The organism is Variovorax sp. dw_954 (assembly GCF_018449755.1).
Taxonomy (GTDB): Bacteria; Pseudomonadota; Gammaproteobacteria; order Burkholderiales; family Burkholderiaceae_C; genus Variovorax.
Genome location: NZ_JAAVVD010000090.1, coordinates 1 through 844 on the forward strand (window position 1 = coordinate 1; position 844 = coordinate 844).

1 protein-coding gene is annotated in these 844 nt (G+C 69.1%); it reads left to right on the plus strand.

Annotation, left to right across the window (positions count from 1 at the left end; genetic code table 11):
• Nucleotides 1–25: 25 nt before the first annotated feature.
• Nucleotides 26–844: POTRA domain-containing protein (locus HB681_RS37620; protein WP_275946437.1), on the plus strand; the 819-nt coding region annotated here is incomplete at its 3' end.

Below are 844 nucleotides of genomic sequence, written 5' to 3' on the forward strand. Positions count from 1 at the left end.
CATCCAGGACAACGAGAAGAAGACGATGGCAGCGTCGCCTGCCATGCGCGCCTTGCACACGAAGCGCAGGCAGGTGGCCGTGGCGTCCAGCGTGGTGGTCGCGGGCGCGATGCTGTGGCTGCTGGCGGCGCAGCGCGCGCATGCGGCGGGTGAGGCCGAGGAAGCGACCACTGTGGCTGCAGCGACCACGGCCAACACCGAGCTGCTGCCCACCAACGATCCCTGCGGTAGTTGTGGCAGCAACAACAGCAACAGCAACAGCAACAGCAACAGCAACAGCAACAGCAACAGCAACAGCAACAGCAACAGCACCCAGCTCGCACAGGCCGCACGCCCCCCGGCCGGCGCGGCCATGCCGCAAGACCTGCCGCGCACACCCGCGCCACCCCCGACCTTCCGCCTCAACGACATCCGCCTGAACGGCGCGCAGGCGCTCTCGGCCGATGAGCTCAAGGCGGTCACCCAGCCCTACATCGGGCGCGACGTGGCGCTGGCGGACCTGGAAGCCCTGGCCAAGGCCATCACCGATCTCTACCGCGCACGCGGCTACTTCCTGGCGACGGCCGTGGTGCCGGTGCAGACGGTGCGCGATGGCGTCGTCGAGATCAGCGTGATCGAAGGCAAGCTGGGCAAGGTCGATGTGCTGGTCGCCCCCGATGCGCCGATCAGCGAGGCGCGCGTGCGCGGCTTCCTGTCGGACCTGCAGCCCGGGCAGGCCGTCAATGCAAAAAGCTACGAGCGCGCGATGCTGCTTCTGTCGGACCAGCCCGGCACGCGCGTGGGCTCGGGCCTGCAGGAGGGCCTGACGCCCGGCACCAGCGACCTGACGGTGGAGGTCACGCCA